14 protein-coding genes are annotated in these 16,241 nt (G+C 61.0%); 10 read left to right on the forward strand and 4 right to left on the reverse strand.

The window, feature by feature from the left end; all coding sequences use genetic code 11:
* The first annotated feature begins 244 nt into the window (after window positions 1-244).
* The 3 genes from CKW22_RS25010 (at window position 245) to CKW22_RS25020 (ending at window position 2,833) form a co-directional block, all read left to right on the forward strand.
* The gene (locus tag CKW22_RS25010) at window positions 245-475 is read left to right on the forward strand and encodes a hypothetical protein (RefSeq protein WP_033703149.1); all 231 of its coding nucleotides are present in this window, start codon (window positions 245-247) and stop codon (window positions 473-475) included.
* Entirely contained in the window at window positions 472-774 is a 303-nt protein-coding gene (locus tag CKW22_RS25015; RefSeq protein ID WP_033703147.1) for a cell division protein ZapA, read from the forward strand. The genes CKW22_RS25010 and CKW22_RS25015 overlap by 4 nt, the downstream gene beginning before the upstream one ends.
* A gap of 121 nt (window positions 775-895) precedes the next feature.
* Window positions 896-2,833 (forward strand): methyl-accepting chemotaxis protein, encoded by a 1,938-nt coding sequence (locus CKW22_RS25020; protein ID WP_095065429.1) that lies wholly within the window; start codon window positions 896-898, stop codon window positions 2,831-2,833.
* A gap of 84 nt (window positions 2,834-2,917) precedes the next feature.
* Here the strand turns inward: CKW22_RS25020 and CKW22_RS25025 are convergent, their stop codons facing one another.
* Window positions 2,918-3,958, reverse strand: a complete 1,041-nt coding sequence (locus CKW22_RS25025) for a low specificity L-threonine aldolase (protein ID WP_033703145.1) — start codon at window positions 3,956-3,958, stop codon at window positions 2,918-2,920.
* Window positions 3,959-4,278: 320 nt separating this feature from the next.
* Between CKW22_RS25025 and CKW22_RS25030 the strand changes: the two genes are divergently transcribed.
* The 6 genes from CKW22_RS25030 (at window position 4,279) to purU (ending at window position 11,846) form a co-directional block, all read left to right on the forward strand.
* Window positions 4,279-5,532 carry a serine hydroxymethyltransferase gene (locus tag CKW22_RS25030; RefSeq protein ID WP_047582966.1) on the forward strand — a complete coding sequence of 418 codons (1,254 nt, stop codon included), beginning with the start codon at window positions 4,279-4,281 and terminating at the stop codon, window positions 5,530-5,532.
* A gap of 15 nt (window positions 5,533-5,547) precedes the next feature.
* Entirely contained in the window at window positions 5,548-6,798 is a 1,251-nt protein-coding gene (locus CKW22_RS25035) for a sarcosine oxidase subunit beta family protein (RefSeq protein WP_008089646.1), read from the forward strand.
* Window positions 6,799-6,812: 14 nt separating this feature from the next.
* Window positions 6,813-7,148 carry a sarcosine oxidase subunit delta gene (locus tag CKW22_RS25040; protein WP_027594307.1) on the forward strand — a complete coding sequence of 112 codons (336 nt, stop codon included), beginning with the start codon at window positions 6,813-6,815 and terminating at the stop codon, window positions 7,146-7,148.
* Complete coding sequence (locus CKW22_RS25045; RefSeq protein ID WP_033703143.1) at window positions 7,145-10,162, forward strand: sarcosine oxidase subunit alpha; 3,018 nt, start codon at window positions 7,145-7,147, stop codon at window positions 10,160-10,162. Before CKW22_RS25040 ends, CKW22_RS25045 begins: the two co-directional genes overlap by 4 nt.
* 183 nt (window positions 10,163-10,345) lie before the next feature.
* Window positions 10,346-10,978: a sarcosine oxidase subunit gamma gene (locus CKW22_RS25050; RefSeq protein WP_033703142.1), complete on the forward strand. Its 633-nt coding sequence runs from the start codon at window positions 10,346-10,348 to the stop codon at window positions 10,976-10,978.
* Between the two features lie 10 nt (window positions 10,979-10,988).
* Window positions 10,989-11,846, forward strand: coding sequence for a formyltetrahydrofolate deformylase (gene purU, locus CKW22_RS25055; protein WP_033703141.1), 858 nt, complete (start codon window positions 10,989-10,991; stop codon window positions 11,844-11,846).
* A 55-nt stretch (window positions 11,847-11,901) separates the two neighbouring features.
* On the opposite strand, the gene CKW22_RS25060 is transcribed toward purU, so the two are convergent.
* Window positions 11,902-12,339: a hypothetical protein gene (locus CKW22_RS25060; RefSeq protein WP_033703140.1), complete on the reverse strand. Its 438-nt coding sequence runs from the start codon at window positions 12,337-12,339 to the stop codon at window positions 11,902-11,904.
* Between the two features lie 388 nt (window positions 12,340-12,727).
* On the opposite strand from CKW22_RS25060, the gene fdhA reads away from it, so the two are divergent.
* Window positions 12,728-13,927 (forward strand): formaldehyde dehydrogenase, glutathione-independent, encoded by a 1,200-nt coding sequence (gene fdhA / locus CKW22_RS25070; RefSeq protein WP_033703138.1) that lies wholly within the window; start codon window positions 12,728-12,730, stop codon window positions 13,925-13,927.
* 50 nt (window positions 13,928-13,977) lie between these two features.
* On the opposite strand, the gene CKW22_RS25075 is transcribed toward fdhA, so the two are convergent.
* Window positions 13,978-14,883, reverse strand: coding sequence for an RHS repeat-associated core domain-containing protein (locus CKW22_RS25075; protein ID WP_095065434.1), 906 nt, complete (start codon window positions 14,881-14,883; stop codon window positions 13,978-13,980).
* 207 nt (window positions 14,884-15,090) lie between these two features.
* Window positions 15,091-16,047: an RHS repeat-associated core domain-containing protein gene (locus CKW22_RS25080; RefSeq protein ID WP_095065436.1), complete on the reverse strand. Its 957-nt coding sequence runs from the start codon at window positions 16,045-16,047 to the stop codon at window positions 15,091-15,093.
* Window positions 16,048-16,241 lie beyond the last annotated feature (194 nt).

Consider the following 16,241-nt stretch of genomic DNA (forward strand, 5'->3'; position numbering starts at 1 on the left):
CACACAGCACGACGAAATATGACTTGCCTGGCTATCGGTCGTGACTGGTCAGTCTTGAGCGAGACCGGTGAAATTTGTGAGCGCGCTAACTTTTTCCTGACCGGCGGTTGACCCAGGTCGGAACAAGCGGGCCGATACCCTGTCAATCTGCGCAGCAGAAACCTTAAGAATCCGATATTTAATGGCGAGGGCCGACACTTTTCTTTATCGTGTGCGCCCTCTGCAACAACCTGAGATAGACCCCATGCTTGAAGCCTCCCTGAATCAAATCGAGCAACTGGTCAGCGACCTGATGCATAAAAACGCTCAACTCACCGAGCAGAACACCACCCTCGGCCAGCAACTGGCCCAGGCCAAGGAAGAAAACGAAACCCTGCAGCTGTCGCTGATGGAGCAGGAAGAAAAGAACGGCGCCACTGCCGCGCGCATCCAGGCGCTGGTTGATCGCGCCAGTGCGGGTGTCGTCAACGCATGAGCCTGAATGCGCAGCCGGTCAATGTCGTGTCGATCCTTGGCAGCGACTATTCGATCAAGGCGCCTGAAGGTCAGGAAGAAACCTTGGCGCAGGCGGTGCGAATGCTCAACACCGCCTTGGCCGAGACCAAGCGTTCGTACCCGACCTTGATCGGCGACAAACTGCTGGTGCTGGCTGCCCTGAACCTGTGCTCCAAGCAGGTTGAGCTGCAGAAGGAGCATCAGCAGACGCTTGCGCGCACCCAGGCGCAGATCGACGCCACGGTGGACGCGATCGTTCGGACTATTGCCGAGTCCTGATGGGCACCTGGGGCCGCACAGCGGCCCCAAGGTCCCCAAGCAATGTCCCAGATCACTGGAATAACTGGATACGTAAGTGTATACACTTCCCGCAAAACAATAATTGGCGGGGAGCAAGGGCATGCGTATCTGGCGGCGAAGCATCCAGTGGCAATTGATCGCAAGCATGGGCGCGGCCCTGCTGGCGAGCATCCTGGTAGTGGTGATCATCTTCACGGTGGCGTTCAACCGCCTGACCGAACGCTACCTGGTCGACACGGCGCTGCCGGCCAGTGTCGAAGCCATCCGTAACGACATCGAGCGCATGCTCGGCCAGCCGCTGGTGGCTGCGGCCGACATTGCCGGCAACACCCTGCTGCGCGACTGGCTTGCTGCGGGCGAAGACCCTGCGCAAGCACCGCGCTTCATCGAATACCTCGACGCCGCCAAACAGCGCAACAAGGCCTTCACCACGTTGTTCGCCGCTACCGAAACCGGCCATTACTACAACGAGAATGGCCTGGACCGCACCCTCAGCCGTGCCAACCCCAAGGACAAGTGGTTCTACGGCTACATCGACAGTGGCGCCGAGCGCCTGATCAATATCGACATCGACGGTGCCACCGGCGAGCTGGCGCTGTTCATCGACTATCGCGTGGAAAAGGACGGCAAGCTGGTTGGCGTCGCCGGCATGGGCCTGCGCATGGCCGAGCTGTCGAAACTGATCCATGACTTCAGCTTTGGCGAGCACGGCAAGGTGTTTCTGGTGCGCAACGATGGGTTGATCCAGGTGCACCCGGACAACGCCTTCAGCGGCAAGCGCCAGCTGGTCGATCAGCTCGATGCGCACGCCGCCAAGGCGGTGATGAATGGTGAGCCGGGCCTGCGCACCAGCCGCTTCCAGCGCGATGGCGAAGATTATCTGGCGTTGGGCCTGCCACTGCGCGACCTGAACTGGACTTTGGTCGCCGAGGTGCCGGAGGCCGAGATCTACGCGCAGATGCGTCAGGCGGTATGGCTGACCACGTTGATCGGTGGCGGCGTGGCGCTGCTGTCATTGTTGCTGGTGGTGTTGCTGGCACGTGGGCTGGTGCGGCCTATCCGCCGGGTCACTGCCGCGCTGGTGCAGATCGGCAGTGGCGCCGGTGACCTCAGCCATCGCCTGGATGATTCGCGCCAGGACGAGCTGGGTGACCTGGCGCGGGGCTTCAATCGTTTTCTCGACAGCCAGCGCAGCCTGATTGGCGAGGTGTTGCAGACTTCTGAACGGCTGCATCGGGCCGTCGAGCAGGTGACCCAGGTGGTGGACAACACCGCCGAACGTTCCGGACGGCAGCAGGAAATGACCGAGATGGTGGCCACCGCTGTGCACGAAATGGGGCTGACGGTGCAGGACATTGCCCGCAATGCCGGTGATGCGGCGCAGGCCTCGCAGTCGGCGCGTGATGAGGCCTTGCAGGCGCGTGAAGTGGTGCGCCGTTCGATTCAGGGCATCGAGGGTATGTCGGGGGATATCGGCAAGGCGGCGGATGCGGTGGAGCAGTTGGCCGACGAAGTCGCCTCGATCGATGAAGTTCTAGCAGTGATCCGTAGTATTTCCGAGCAAACCAACCTGTTGGCGCTGAATGCGGCCATCGAGGCTGCGCGGGCAGGGGAAATGGGGCGCGGCTTTGCCGTGGTGGCCGACGAAGTGCGAACGCTGGCGCGGCGCACGCAGCTGTCTACCGATGAAGTGCAGCAGATGATCCAACGCCTGAAGCAGGGCGCGGGTTCGGCGGTGAGCTCGATGCAGGCGGGGCAGCAGGCGACCGGCAGTGGCGTGGAATCGAGCCAGCGCACCGGGGCGTCACTGGGGGCGATTACCGATCAGGTGGAACATATCAGTGACATGAACCATCAGGTGGCCACCGCGACTGAAGAGCAGTCGGCGGTAACTGAGGAGATCAACCGCACGGTGCAGGGGATTTCCGACCTGGCGCGGGAGACGGCGGCTGAGGTGCAAGGGTGCCGTGAGGAGTGCCAGGCTTTGCGTGGTTTGGCCGATGACCTGGCGCGGCAGATGGGTGGGTTCAGGCTCTAGATCGGTGTTGGCTTCTTCGCGGGGCAAGCCCGCTCCCACAAGTACAGCGCTGTGGGAGCGGGCTTGCCCCGCGAATGCGGCCTGTCAGGCGGTGATGATGCTGCGAATATCCGCCGCCAGCTCACGCACCCGTTCCTCTTCGGTGTCCCACGAGCACATGAACCGCGCCCCGCCGCTACCAATAAAGGTGTAGAAGCGCCAGCCCTTGCCGCGCAACGCCTCGATCGCAGGCTCTGGCATCTGCAGGAACACCCCGTTGGCCTCCACCGGGAACATCAGCTCAACCCCCGGCAAGTCACTCACCAGCGAGGCCAGCAACTGTGCGCAGTGGTTGGCGTGGTTGCCATGGCGCAGCCAGGCGCCGTCTTCCAGCAGCCCGACCCAGGGCGCTGACAAGAAGCGCATCTTCGAGGCCAGTTGCCCGGCCTGCTTGCAGCGGTAGTCGAAGTCCTCGGCCAGGTCGCGATTGAAGAACAGGATCGCCTCACCCACCGCCATGCCGTTCTTGGTGCCGCCAAAGCACAGCACATCGACGCCGGCCTTCCAGGTCAGCTCTGCCGGGCTGCAACCGAGGAACGCGCAGGCATTGGTAAAGCGCGCGCCATCCATGTGCAGGTTCAGGCCCAGCTCCTTGCAGGTGGCGCTGATCGCCTTGAGCTCATCGGGGCGGTACACGGTGCCCACTTCGGTGGCCTGGGTGATGGTCACCACGCGTGGCTTGGGGTAGTGGATGTCCTGGCGCTTGAGGGCGACCTCACGAATCGATTGCGGGGTCAGCTTGCCGTTGACGCTGGCCGCCGTCAGCAGCTTGGAGCCGTTGGAGAAAAACTCTGGCGCGCCGCATTCGTCGGTCTCGACGTGGGCGGTCTCGGAGCAGATCACGCTGTGGTAGCTCTGGCACAGCGAGGCCAGGGCCAAGGAGTTGGCGGCGGTGCCGTTGAAGGCGAAGAACACTTCGCAGTCAGTTTCGAACAGCTCGCGAAAGTACTGGGCGGCCCGCTCGGTCCACTGGTCGTCGCCATAGGCGCGGTCGTGGCCCATGTTGGCCTTGGCCATGGCGGCCCAGGCTTCGGGGCAGATGCCGGAATAGTTGTCGCTGGCGAATTGTTGGCTCTTATCTGTCATGACACGGTCCTGTGAACGACGCAGAACTGCACTCTAAACCATCGATTCAGCAGTTGCCTATACAACCTGCTTTCAGTCGGATCTGTGTCGGCCTCTTCGCGGGGCAAGCCCGCTTCCACAATAGTCCTGCATACAGCAATCAATGTGGGAGCGGGCTTGCCCCGCGAAGCGGCCGGCAACAGCAACACAAAGCCAATGTCGTAAACGCGCCATTGCAAGGCGTGCGCAGGCATCTGACCCACCCCGGCCAGTCATACCATCGCCACAAAGGGCCACAGTGCCTTACAGACAAGAAACGATCGCTGCCGGGAGACAACAAGATGTTCAGCAAGCAAGACCAGATCCAGGGTTACGACGACGCACTGCTGGCGGCGATGAATGCCGAAGAACAGCGCCAGGAAGATCACATCGAGCTGATCGCCTCGGAGAACTACACCAGCAAGCGCGTCATGCAGGCCCAGGGCAGCGGCCTGACCAACAAATACGCCGAAGGCTACCCAGGCAAGCGCTACTACGGCGGCTGCGAGCACGTCGACAAAGTCGAAGCGCTGGCCATCGAGCGCGCCAAGCAGCTGTTCGGTGCCGACTTCGCCAACGTCCAGCCGCACTCTGGCTCTTCCGCCAACGGCGCGGTGTACCTGGCCCTGCTGCAGGCCGGTGACACCATCCTGGGCATGAGCCTGGCCCACGGCGGCCACCTGACCCACGGCGCCAAGGTGTCGTCTTCGGGCAAGCTGTATAACGCTGTGCAGTACGGCATCAACACCGACACCGGCCTGATCGACTACGACGAAGTCGAGCGCCTGGCAGTCGAGCACAAGCCAAAGATGATCGTTGCCGGCTTCTCGGCCTACTCCAAGACCCTCGACTTCCCACGCTTTCGCGCCATCGCCGACAAGGTCGGTGCGCTGCTGTTCGTCGACATGGCCCACGTCGCCGGCCTGGTTGCCGCTGGCCTGTACCCCAACCCGCTGCCGTACGCCGACGTGGTCACCACCACCACCCACAAGACCCTGCGCGGTCCACGTGGCGGCCTGATCCTGGCCAAGTCCAACGAAGCGATCGAGAAGAAGCTCAACGCTGCCGTATTCCCAGGCGCCCAGGGTGGCCCGCTGATGCACGTCATCGCCGCCAAGGCCGTGTGCTTCAAGGAAGCGCTGGAGCCTGAGTTCAAGCGCTACCAGCAGCAGGTCATCGAAAACGCCCAGGCCATGGCCCAGGTGTTCATCGACCGCGGCTACGACGTGGTGTCCGGCGGTACCGACAACCACCTGTTCCTGGTCAGCCTGATCCGCCAGGGCCTCACCGGTAAAGATGCCGACGCCGCCCTGGGCCGCGCGCACATCACCGTCAACAAGAACGCCGTGCCCAACGACCCGCAGTCACCGTTCGTCACCTCGGGCCTGCGCATCGGCACCCCGGCTGTCACCACCCGCGGCTTCAAAGTCGCCCAGTGTGTGGCCCTGGCTGGCTGGATCTGCGACATCCTCGACAACCTCGGTGATGCCGACGTTGAAGCCGATGTGGCGAAGAACGTCGCCGCCCTGTGCGCAGACTTCCCTGTTTACCGCTGAGTGGAGTAAACGACCATGCAACGCTACTCGGGCTTCGGCCTCTTCAAGCACTCCCTCAGCCACCACGAAAACTGGCAGCGCATGTGGCGCACGCCGACCCCTAAAAAGGTCTACGACGTGGTCATCGTCGGCGGTGGCGGCCATGGTCTGGCCACGGCCTACTACCTGGCCAAGGAACACGGCATCACCAACGTCGCGGTGATCGAGAAAGGTTACCTGGGCGGCGGCAACACCGCCCGTAACACCACCATCGTGCGGTCCAACTACCTGTGGGACGAATCGGCGCAGCTGTACGAGCACGCCATGAAACTGTGGGAAGGCCTGTCCCAGGACATCAACTACAACGTGATGTTCTCTCAGCGCGGCGTCTACAACCTGTGCCACACCCTGCAGGACATTCGTGACTCCGAGCGCCGCGTCAGTGCCAACCGCCTCAACGGTGTCGATGGCGAACTGCTGAACACCGCCCAGGTCGCAGCCGAAATCCCGTACCTGGACTGCTCCAAGAACACCCGCTACCCGATCCTCGGCGCTACCGTTCAGCGCCGTGGTGGCGTCGCCCGTCACGACGCCGTGGCCTGGGGTTACGCCCGTGCCGCCGATGCCCTGGGCGTCGACCTGATCCAGCAGACCGAAGTGATCGGTTTCCGCAAGGAAAACGGCGCGGTCATCGGCGTGGAAACCAACAAAGGCTTCATCGGCGCCAAGCGCGTCGGTGTGGTCACTGCCGGTAACTCCGGGCACATGGCCAAGCTGGCCGGCTTCCGTCTGCCGCTGGAATCGCACCCGCTGCAAGCACTGGTGTCCGAGCCGATCAAACCGATCATCGACAGCGTGATCATGTCCAACGCGGTGCACGGCTACATCAGCCAGTCCGACAAGGGCGACCTGGTGATCGGCGCCGGTATCGACGGCTGGGTCGGCTACGGCCAGCGCGGTTCGTACCCGGTGATCGAGCACACCCTGCAGGCGATCGTCGAGATGTTCCCCAACCTCTCGCGCGTACGCATGAACCGCCAGTGGGGCGGCATCGTCGACACCTCGCCGGACGCCTGCCCGATCATCTCCAAGACCCCGGTCAAGAACATGTTCTTCAACTGCGGCTGGGGCACCGGCGGCTTCAAGGCGACCCCGGGTTCGGGCAACGTCTTTGCCGCAAGCCTGGCCAAAGGCGAGATGCACCCGCTGGCTGCGCCGTTCTCCATGGACCGTTTCTACAACGGCGCACTGATCGACGAACACGGCGCCGCCGCCGTCGCCCACTAACCGGAGACACCGTCATGTTGCATATTTTCTGTCCCCACTGCGGCGAGCTGCGCTCCGAAGAAGAGTTCCACGCCTCCGGCCAGGCGCACATCGCCCGCCCGCTGGACCCTGCCGCCTGCTCCGACGAAGAGTGGGGCACCTACATGTTCTTCCGCGACAACCCGCGCGGTATTCACCATGAACTGTGGGACCACGTTGCCGGCTGCCGTCAGTACTTCAACGTCACCCGCGACACCGTGACCTACGAGATTCTGGAAACCTACAAGATTGGCGAGAAGCCGCAGGTGACCGCCAACGGCAAGCAGAACAGCGCACCGTCGACCGTCAAAGGCCAAGGGGAAAAAGTATGAGCCAGACCTATCGCCTCGCCAGCGGCGGCCGTATCGACCGCAGCAAGGTCCTGAACTTCACCTTCAACGGCAAGACCTACCAGGGTTATGCCGGTGACAGCCTGGCCGCCGCGCTGCTGGCCAACGGCGTCGATATCGTCGGCCGCAGCTTCAAGTACTCGCGCCCGCGCGGCATCATCGCCGCCGGTACCGAAGAGCCGAACGCCATCCTGCAGATCGGCTCCAGCGAAGCCACCCAGATCCCTAACGTGCGTGCCACCCAGCAGGCGCTGTACGCCGGCCTGGTCGCCACCAGCACCAACGGCTGGCCGAACGTCAACAATGACGTCATGGGCATCCTCGGCAAGGTCGGCGGCAGCATGATGCCGCCGGGCTTCTACTACAAAACCTTCATGTACCCGAAATCGTTCTGGATGACTTACGAGAAGTACATCCGCAAGGCGGCAGGCCTTGGCCGTGCACCGCTGCAGAACGACCCGGACAGCTACGACTACATGAACCAGCACTGCGACGTGCTGATCGTCGGTGCCGGCCCTGCTGGCCTGGCTGCCGCCCTGGCCGCTGCCCGCAGCGGTGCGCGGGTGATCCTCGCCGACGAGCAGGAAGAGTTCGGTGGCAGCCTGCTCGACAGCCGCGAGACCCTCGACGGCAAGCCTGCCGCCGAGTGGGTGAGCAGCATCGTCAAAGAGCTGGAAAGCCTGCCGGAAGTGACCCTGCTGCCACGCGCCACGGTCAACGGCTACCACGACCACAACTTCCTGACCATCCACGAGCGCCTCACCGACCACCTCGGTGACCGCGCCCCGATCGGCCAGGTGCGTCACCGCGTGCACCGTGTGCGTGCCGGCCGTGTGGTACTGGCCGCTGGCGCACACGAGCGCCCGCTGGTGTACGGCAACAACGACGTGCCGGGCAACATGCTGGCCGGTGCTGTCTCCACCTACGTGCGCCGCTACGGCGTGGCCCCGGGCCGCAAGCTGGTGCTGTCGACCAACAACGACCACGCCTACCGCGCCGCGCTGGACTGGCACGACGCTGGCCTGCAAGTGGTCGCCATCGCCGACGCCCGCCACAACCCGCGCGGTTCGCTGGTCGAGGAAGCACGTGCCAAGGGCATCCGCATCCTCACCTCCAGCGCCGTGGTCGAGGCCAAGGGCAGCAAGCACGTGACCGGCGCCCGCGTGGCCGCCATCGACGTGCAGGCACATAAAGTCACCAGCCCTGGCGAAACCCTTGAGTGCGACCTGATCGCTACCTCCGGCGGCTACAGCCCGATCGTCCACCTGGCTTCGCACCTGGGCGGTCGCCCGGTATGGCGTGAAGACATCCTCGGCTTCGTGCCGGGTGATGCACCGCAGAAACGCGTGTGCGTCGGCGGTATCCACGGCATCTATGCCCTCGGTGACGTGATTGCCGACGGCTTCGAAGGCGGCGTGCGCGCAGCCACCGAAGCCGGCTTCAAGGCCACTGCCGGCACCCTGCCGAAAACCGTGGCACGCAAGGAAGAGGCCACCGTGGCGCTGTTCCAGGTGCCGCACGACAAGGGCACCAAGGGGCCGAAGCAGTTCGTCGACCAGCAGAACGACGTGACCGCCGCCGGTATCGAACTGGCCACCCGTGAAGGCTTCGAGTCGGTCGAGCACGTCAAGCGCTACACCGCGCTGGGCTTCGGTACCGACCAGGGCAAACTGGGCAACATCAACGGCCTGGCCATCGCCGCCCGTTCGATCGGCATTACCATTCCGGAGATGGGCACCACCATGTTCCGCCCGAACTACACGCCGGTGACCTTCGGTGCGGTAGCGGGCCGGCACTGTGGCCACCTGTTCGAGCCTGTGCGCTTCACCGCCCTGCATGGCTGGCACGTGAAGAACGGCGCCGAGTTCGAAGACGTCGGCCAGTGGAAGCGCCCGTGGTACTTCCCCAAAGCCGGTGAAGACATCCACGCCGCCGTGGCCCGCGAGTGCAAGGCTGTGCGCGACAGCGTGGGCCTGCTCGACGCCTCGACCCTGGGCAAGATCGACATCCAGGGCCCGGATGCACGCGAGTTCCTCAACCGCATCTACAGCAACGCCTGGACCAAGCTCGACGTGGGCAAGGCCCGTTACGGCCTGATGTGCAAGGAAGACGGTATGGTCTTCGACGACGGCGTCACCGCCTGCGTTGGCGACAACCACTTCTACATGACCACCACTACCGGCGGCGCCGCCCGTGTGCTGCAGTGGCTGGAGCTGTACCACCAGACCGAATGGCCAGAGATGAAGGTGTACTTCACCTCGGTCACCGACCACTGGGCGACCATGACCCTGTCCGGCCCCAACAGCCGCAAGCTGCTGAGCGCGCTGACCGACGACATCGACCTGGACAAGGACGCCTTCCCGTTCATGACCTGGAAGGAAGGCACTGTTGGCGGCGTACCGGCCCGGGTGTTCCGTATCTCGTTCACCGGTGAGCTGTCGTACGAAGTCAACGTGCAGGCCAACTACGCCATGGGCGTACTGGAAAAGATCATCGAGGCAGGCAAGCAATACAACCTGACCCCGTATGGCACCGAGACCATGCACGTACTGCGTGCCGAGAAGGGCTTCATCATCGTTGGCCAGGACACGGACGGCTCGATGAACCCGGACGACCTCAACATGAGCTGGTGCGTGGGCCGCAACAAGCCGTTCTCGTGGATCGGCCTGCGTGGCATGAACCGCGAAGACTGCCTGCGCGACAACCGCAAGCAACTGGTCGGCCTCAAGCCTGTGGACCCGACCCAGTGGCTGCCGGAAGGTGCTCAGCTGGTGTTCGACCCCAAGCAACCGATCCCGATGGACATGGTCGGCCACGTTACCTCCAGCTACGCAGCCAACTCCCTGGGCTATTCGTTCGCCATGGGTGTGGTCAAGGGCGGCCTCAAGCGCATGGGCGAGCGTGTGTTCTCGCCGCAGGCCGACGGCAGCGTGATCGAGGCGGAGATCGTGTCTTCGGTGTTCTTCGATCCGAAGGGTGAGCGGCAGAACGTCTAAGGCCCACCGGTAGGCCTGAATTGGAATGCAAACCTTGTGGGAGCGGGCTTGCCCCGCGAATGCGCTGGTGGCCTCACCGCCCTCTTCGCGGGACAAGCCCGCTCCCACTGGGCCCCCATTAGCATTCGGGCATTGCATCTGACCTCTGGTCTTACGGACAACAGAATTCAAGGCAGGTAAGAAATGAGCGCTATCAACGTCTTCCAGCAAAACCCCGGCGCCGAAGCCAAGGCCCAGTCGCCGCTGCACCACGCCGACCTGGCCAGCCTGGTTGGCAAGGGCCGCAAGAACGCAGGTGTGACCCTGCGTGAAAAGAAATTCCTCGGCCACCTGACCCTGCGCGGCGACGGCCATGATCCGGCCTTTGCCGCAGGCGTGCACAAGGCCTTGGGCCTGGAGCTGCCGGTCGCCCTGACCGTGGTCGCCAACAACGAGATGTCGCTGCAGTGGATGGGCCCCGACGAGTGGCTGCTGATCGTCCCGGGCGGCCAGGAGTTCGCCGTCGAGCAAAAACTGCGCGCGGCCCTCGAAGGCCTGCACATCCAGGTGGTCAACGTCAGCGGTGGGCAGAGCCTGCTGGAACTGCGCGGCCCGAATGTGCGCGAAGTGCTGATGAAGTCCACCAGCTATGATGTGCACCCGAACAACTTCCCGGTGGGCAAGGCTGTCGGCACCGTATTCGCCAAGTCGCAACTGGTGATCCGCCGCACCGCCGAAGACACCTGGGAACTGGTGATTCGCCGCAGCTTTGCCGATTACTGGTGGCTGTGGCTGCAGGACGCTTCGGCCGAATACGGCCTGAGCATCGAAGCCTAAGGAGAAAGACATGAGTCGGGCACCGGATACCTGGATTCTCACTGCCGACTGCCCGAGCATGCTCGGTACCGTCGACGTGGTGACGCGTTACCTCTTCGAGCAGCGCTGCTACGTGACGGAGCACCACTCCTTCGATGACCGGCAGTCGGGGCGCTTCTTCATTCGCGTCGAATTCCGCCAGCCGGACGATTTTGACGAGGTCGGTTTCCGTGCCGGCCTCGCCGAGCGCAGTGAAGCGTTCGGCATGGCCTTCGAGCTGACCGCGCCCAACCACCGCCCCAAGGTGGTGATCATGGTGTCCAAGGCCGACCACTGCTTGAACGACCTGCTGTATCGCCAGCGCATTGGCCAACTGAGCATGGACGTGGTCGCGGTGGTGTCCAACCACCCCGACCTGGAGCCACTGGCGCACTGGCACAAGATCCCCTATTACCACTTTGCACTCGACCCCAACGACAAGGCTGGGCAAGAGCGCAAGGTGTTGCAGGTGATCGAGGCGTCCGGCGCTGAGCTGGTCATCCTTGCCCGCTACATGCAGGTGCTGTCGCCCGAGCTGTGCCGACGCCTGGATGGCTGGGCGATCAATATTCACCACTCGCTGTTGCCAGGGTTCAAGGGCGCCAAGCCTTACCACCAGGCGTACAACAAAGGCGTGAAGATGGTCGGCGCCACAGCGCACTACATCAACAACGACCTCGACGAAGGGCCGATCATTGCCCAGGGCGTTGAAGTGGTGGACCACAGCCATTACCCCGAGGACCTGATTGCCAAGGGACGGGATATCGAATGCCTGACGCTGGCGCGGGCGGTGGGGTATCACATTGAACGGCGGGTGTTCCTGAACGCCAACAGGACTGTCGTTTTGTAGTGGCGTCGGGTTCAATCGCCGGCAAGCCGGCGATTGCACTTGTCAGCCAGGGCATTCAGCGCTTGTCAGCGATGATTTGCCAGACGAACCAGTCTTTGTCGACCCATAGATGGGCAATCCTGAAGTAGGCAGTGTACGCCTCACCCTTGTACTCGAACTTTTCATTATTGGCCAAGGTGGCCATCGTTTTCATGGCGTTCGCGTCGTGGACATATTCCCATGTGTCCGACGCTCGCAAGTGCAGTGCCACGTTTGAAAGTGGCGGCTCGCCAATATTCAAAGGCTGGCTTTTGCTGCTGCTGCGTCCAGGGCTCATGGTGGTCACCAGGGTAACCGTTTCAGGGACGATGATCCGTTGTACGGGAGCGATCGTATAGCGTGTTGCATGTTCGTCCGTCCAAGCGACCTGAATTTCATCATCGGTGCGTATTTGCAGCGCCAGTTCGGTATTCGGATAACAAACACCTTCATCGGTCTTCACGACAATTTTCATAGAGTGCTACTCCAAGCTATAGGGGGAGCCGCCAGCCCGTGGGCATTCCGCTTACCGTTTCAGGCATGCGAATGGGCAGCAGTGACTTTCGTCCCAACGCAATGGCTGCACAACTGGCAGAAATGCCAGGTGGCCCCGCTGAAACCGCTTGGCATGACTGTAAAAAATGACTTGCAGCTGCTGGCAAGTCGGCGCTTGTTGGCTGACAGCTTGCCTGCGAAGGGCTCCCTCAATGCGCCTGCCGTAAAAAGGCATCTCTCTGTCGTTTCCAGTCAGCGCCGTCATGCCCATCAAGCCCACAATTCCAGCATTCCAGTAACACATGCCGCCCATGGATGGCGGCGCTTCAACCAACGCTGCATAAATAAAAACCAAGCGAGGTAAGAGCATGTCTGGCAATCGTGGAGTGGTATATCTCGGCGCCGGCAAGGTCGAAGTACGCAATATCGACTACCCGAAAATGCAGGACCCGCGTGGCAAGAAGATCGAGCACGGCGTGATCCTCAAGGTGGTCTCCACCAACATCTGCGGCTCCGACCAGCACATGGTCCGCGGCCGCACCACTGCCCAGGTCGGCCTGGTGCTGGGCCACGAAATCACCGGTGAAATCGTCGAGTTGGGCCGTGACGTCGAACGCCTGAAAAAGGGCGACCTGGTGTCGGTACCGTTCAACGTCGCCTGCGGCCGCTGCCGCTCGTGCAAAGAGATGCACACCGGCGTCTGCCTCACCGTCAACCCGGCCCGCGCCGGTGGCGCCTACGGCTATGTCGACATGGGCGACTGGACCGGCGGCCAGGCTGAATACGTGCTGGTGCCGTACGCTGACTTCAACCTGCTGAAACTGCCGGATCGCGACAAGGCCATGGAAAAGATCCGTGACCTGACCTGCCTCTCCGACATTCTGCCGACTGGCTACCACGGTGCTGTGACGGCCGGCGTTGGCCCAGGCAGTACCGTTTACGTTGCCGGTGCCGGCCCGGTCGGCCTGGCTGCAGCTGCCTCGGCCCGCCTGCTGGGCGCTGCCTGCGTCATCGTCGGCGACCTCAACCCATTGCGCCTGGCACACGCCAAGTCGCAGGGCTTCGAAGTGGTCGACCTGTCCAAGGACACCCCGCTGCACGAGCAGATCGTCGATATCCTCGGTGAGCCGGAAGTGGACTGCGCCGTTGACGCCGTCGGCTTCGAGGCACGCGGCCATGGCCACGAAGGTGCCAAGCACGAAGCCCCGGCTACTGTGCTGAACTCGCTGATGCAAGTGACCCGCGTTGCCGGCAACATCGGTATCCCAGGGCTGTACGTGACCGAAGACCCGGGCGCGGTAGATGCCGCTGCCAAGATCGGCGCGCTGAGCATCCGCTTTGGCCTGGGCTGGGCGAAATCGCACAGCTTCCACACCGGCCAGACCCCCACCATGAAGTACAACCGCCAGCTGATGCAGGCGATCATGTGGGATCGCATCAATATTGCTGAAGTGGTTGGCGTGCAGGTGATCAGCCTGGATCAGGCGCCGGAAGGGTATGGCGAGTTTGATGCGGGTGTGCCGAAGAAGTTTGTGATTGATCCGCACAAGACGTTTAGTGCGGCGTGAAGGATATAAACGAAGCCCCGTGCCTGGGGCTTCGTTTACCGGCAGGCCAGTTAGAGCTGCGGCCGAATAGGTTTATAGTCTTTTCGGATCTGCACTGAATGGTCGTTCAGATCGTGTAGCTGATCATGGCGTCTTTTTCCAGCCTTGAGCATAAAGGAATTTTGACGCTCCAAAATATTGATTTGAATGTTGAGCTTGCGTTGGTCGATATTTTCAAACAGCTTGGGCGCGGCTTGAAGGCTTTCGATTTCACTCAGGTTGCTAGCGAATTTTCCATAGTCATCCCCGACAAGAAACAGGTACGTGCCATTCCGTTGTTCGATTGAATGAAGATGAGTGCGAGTCAATGTGTAGGTGGCAGTTTTAGGTGGTAAACTCAAATTCGCTGTGTTGCCACTTTGGTTGAAAATTTCTTGATTGTTGAGCCGTTGTTTTTTTGGCATTGTGCTGAAAATTTCAATTTTTCTTCTGGATACTGAAGTAATTCCTTGAATTGTGACGTGGCCGGTAGGGTCGGTATAGTTCAAAGGGTCTCCCTGGCAGTAGGCGAAAGGGTTCATGCCGCCTTCGTCGAAAGGGCTGAGATTGTCAGGTGCAAGAAAGCGCATGAGCTCGGGGCTGTAGAGCCGATAGCCGTTACCCAGTAGATAGCCTAGGGTTTGGGGCTCGATACGCTCACCATTGAAACCGAGCGAGTGACGACGGGGGAGCAGGGCGGGGGCGTGTCCATAAGCTGAATAGCTATGCGCGGCTTCGTCACTTTCGCTTTGCACCTGTAGAACAGAGCCTTTGTCATCGGTTGCCAGTAGCGCGTTACCTGACATTTCACCCGTCTGCTGCTCGGCCAGTGGCATCTCCGCGCTGCGGAAGATGGCGCGATGATGTTTACCCTGCTTCACGGTAACGAGCCTACTGTCTTGGTAGAAGAAGCACGAATTGTTCAATGATCTATTCATTAATCTGTCCTTTGTCGTGCTGGATTAATTTTTGGCTCATGGGTCCATTTTGAACAGCTCCAAGAGCCGCTCCCATACTGCCCCAGTTTGCTCGGTAACCATGGGCATGCACGGCCGATGTGCGGGAGCGGTCTTACCCACGATGAGGTTAGTTCAGGCAGCAACTGGTTATAGCCCCATGATAGAAGGCGTAGGCGTCTGTGTAAGTTACGACCTCAGCGCTTCAACTGTGATATTCAGTTCTTGCCGTCTTGTCACCGAAAATATGTCGGTGCTAACCTGCAGACGCGCCGTGCTGTCGTAAAATGCCTGCTCGTCCATGGTTAACCCCGACGCTCTTGAGTTTCTCTCTTTCATAGACAGTGGTTGAACTTTTGAGGTTTTGGCGAGAGGGGCTGCAGAGGTCGGTCGATTCGCATAAAAATTATTACTTATAACTGTGTGTGTCGGCTTGTATGGAGGCTGGGGCGCATCTAATAAATTCAGTCTGTCTTCATGTTTGGCAATGTGCTTTTGAGCGTTTTTTATTATTTTGTTTGCGTGTTCGTATCTAGCTAACATTCCAGGTTTCACGGGATTATTATCCCCGAATGGGTCGTAAGCGAACTTTTTTGTCTGCGCAATTATTTCTCTGTAGGCAGTAATTCGGTTAGTAGAGTTTTCTGTCACGGAGGCTGAAGATAGACGCCTGAAAAAATGTGGAATACCAAAGTGCCCGCTAGGGTCGGCATTGTTCACAGGGTCGCCAGAGCAATAGGCGTAGGCATTTATACCACCCTTTTCAAATGGGCTAAGGCTGTCCGGCGAATAGAATCGCATCAGGTTGGGCTTGTAAAGACGGTAGCCATTACCGAGTAGATAGTGTCCATCCCCTGTGGGATGCTGGCCGTTAAATTTCACTATGGAGCGCGCGTTAGCGTTGGCTACGTCGTGCCCATAAGCCGTGTATACCAGTGTGCCTGTGTCTGCCTCGCGACATTCACTGAGTACTGAGCCACTTTGGTCTGTAGACAGCAGGGCAGTGCCTGCTGCTAAGTGAGTGTTACGTTCCGCGAGTGTTACTTCGCCGGTACGGAAGATCGCGCACTGTTGCTCACCTTGGTTGACGGTGATGAGATTTCCGTTCTGGTAGAAGAACTGTGTAGCGTTCGCCTGGTTTTTCATGAAGCTCTCCTGTTATCACTCACTGCTGCTGATGGGGCTAACACAGGATATTGGTCAGGAGTGGAGCGGCCGGCTACTGGCAAAAATGATAGGTATGCGGAAATTGCCTACGTGGCTACGGGTCATTTCCTGCTTACTCTTTGAATCAGCAGGAAATACCCTACGCAGTCTGTCGAATCGCGTCTGATTGCCCA

The sequence above is a fragment of the Pseudomonas sp. Irchel s3f19 genome (assembly GCF_900187555.1).
GTDB classification, from domain to species: domain Bacteria; phylum Pseudomonadota; class Gammaproteobacteria; order Pseudomonadales; family Pseudomonadaceae; genus Aquipseudomonas; species Aquipseudomonas capeferrum.

Excerpts from the sequence above, each read along its gene's own strand:
- CKW22_RS25040 (WP_027594307.1), top strand. The coding sequence starts at position 6,813 with ATGTTGCATATTTTCTGTCCCCACTGCGGCGAGCTGCGCTCCGAAGAA.
- purU (WP_033703141.1), top strand. The coding sequence starts at position 10,989 with ATGAGTCGGGCACCGGATACCTGGATTCTCACTGCCGACTGCCCGAGC.
- CKW22_RS25025 (WP_033703145.1), bottom strand. The coding sequence starts at position 3,958 with ATGACAGATAAGAGCCAACAATTCGCCAGCGACAACTATTCCGGCATC.
- fdhA (WP_033703138.1), top strand. The coding sequence starts at position 12,728 with ATGTCTGGCAATCGTGGAGTGGTATATCTCGGCGCCGGCAAGGTCGAA.
- CKW22_RS25030 (WP_047582966.1), top strand. The coding sequence starts at position 4,279 with ATGTTCAGCAAGCAAGACCAGATCCAGGGTTACGACGACGCACTGCTG.
- CKW22_RS25080 (WP_095065436.1), bottom strand. The coding sequence starts at position 16,047 with ATGAAAAACCAGGCGAACGCTACACAGTTCTTCTACCAGAACGGAAAT.
- CKW22_RS25075 (WP_095065434.1), bottom strand. The coding sequence starts at position 14,883 with ATGAATAGATCATTGAACAATTCGTGCTTCTTCTACCAAGACAGTAGG.
- CKW22_RS25010 (WP_033703149.1), top strand. The coding sequence starts at position 245 with ATGCTTGAAGCCTCCCTGAATCAAATCGAGCAACTGGTCAGCGACCTG.
- CKW22_RS25060 (WP_033703140.1), bottom strand. The coding sequence starts at position 12,339 with ATGAAAATTGTCGTGAAGACCGATGAAGGTGTTTGTTATCCGAATACC.
- CKW22_RS25050 (WP_033703142.1), top strand. The coding sequence starts at position 10,346 with ATGAGCGCTATCAACGTCTTCCAGCAAAACCCCGGCGCCGAAGCCAAG.
- CKW22_RS25045 (WP_033703143.1), top strand. The coding sequence starts at position 7,145 with ATGAGCCAGACCTATCGCCTCGCCAGCGGCGGCCGTATCGACCGCAGC.
- CKW22_RS25035 (WP_008089646.1), top strand. The coding sequence starts at position 5,548 with ATGCAACGCTACTCGGGCTTCGGCCTCTTCAAGCACTCCCTCAGCCAC.
- CKW22_RS25015 (WP_033703147.1), top strand. The coding sequence starts at position 472 with ATGAGCCTGAATGCGCAGCCGGTCAATGTCGTGTCGATCCTTGGCAGC.
- CKW22_RS25020 (WP_095065429.1), top strand. The coding sequence starts at position 896 with ATGCGTATCTGGCGGCGAAGCATCCAGTGGCAATTGATCGCAAGCATG.